Annotated in this window: 1 protein-coding gene; it reads right to left on the reverse strand. The window is 42.3% G+C overall.

Annotated elements, in window-relative coordinates:
• Positions 1-1,022: 1,022 nt before the first annotated feature.
• Positions 1,023-1,254: hypothetical protein (locus AC2CG4_RS20015; protein ID WP_484487948.1), on the reverse strand; the 232-nt coding region annotated here is incomplete at its 5' end.

Below are 1,254 nucleotides of genomic sequence, written 5' to 3' on the forward strand. Positions count from 1 at the left end.
TCGTTCCGCTTCGCTCCACTGGACAGAATTTAAGTAGCTTTTTTGTGGTTTTACTTCGTAAAATGTTTCCACAAAAAAACTACTTAAATTCTGCCGTTTACCGCAACGTTAAATATTCGGGTTTTGTTTTTTGCTTTGTGCAGTCGGGAACGCTTTCGTACTTTTTGAGCCGTGCTTACTCTAAGCAAGAGTCGCACTTGGCAAGTTTGCAATTAAGGCCTTTTGCTCTTCGAAGTTTGTGTTTCAAACGAAATCGCTATTCGTTCGCAGAAAGTTCATCGCATTGCCCAACACAGCACGGAACAACTCTGTTAGGTTTATCATGTGCCGCAGCTTGCGTACATTTAATTGGCAGGTAGTTTTTAAAAGTCTGCTGCGGTCAAGAGTTCGCGTTCTTTTTGAACTCTTGCCAATAAGTTAAAATGCGGTAATCTTCATCACATTACTTTTTATCGGGCGCATGTAGTTACTGCTTCAAATACTCATGCTTTCGTTTTTTTAAACCACCAAATACTTAACAAGGCGTTGCACCAGACGAATTGTAAGTAGCGCTTTTGCAATATCGCTGCGCGAAGTTTATCGCAACGCGCCACTTACAATTCGCAGGTGAACGCAACGTTAAATATTTGAGTTTTTGTTTTTGCTTTGTGCCGCCGTAAACACTTTCGCACTTTTTGAATCTTGTTTACTCTAAGTGAGCGTCGCACTTGGAAAGTTCGCAATTACACCCTTTTGCCCGTCTTAGTCTGTGTTTCAAACGAAATCGTTATACGTTCACAGAAGGTTTTGCGCACTGCCGAACACGCTACTAACAAGTCTGTTTGGTTTATCTTGTGTCGCAACCTTGGCACGCTAAATGCGCAGGTAGTTTCTAGAAGCCTTTTGCGGCGGGAAGTCCGTGCTCTTTTTTGGCTATTGCCAATAAGTGAAAATCGAGTAATCTTGAGCGGGTTACTTTTTATCAATCACAAGTAGTTGCTGGTTTTGAAACGTGTCCTTTTCGGCTTTAAACCATCAAATACTTAACAAGCCGCTCCAGCACCGCGCACTTCGTGCGCTCGACAGCTTGTAAGTCGCCTTTTTGTGGTTTTGCTGCGCAAAAGTATTCCACAAAAAACCAACTTACAATCTGCGGCTGAGCTGAACGTTACGTGGTCAAAGTGTTTTGGCTTGTGCAATTCTGAAAGTTCGAAAAAGCAAAACCGCTGAATTTTGAAGAATGAAAGTTTTTGGGTTTTACGCTTCGGCAAGCGT

Source organism: Cellvibrio sp. ATLC23 (assembly GCF_057196725.1).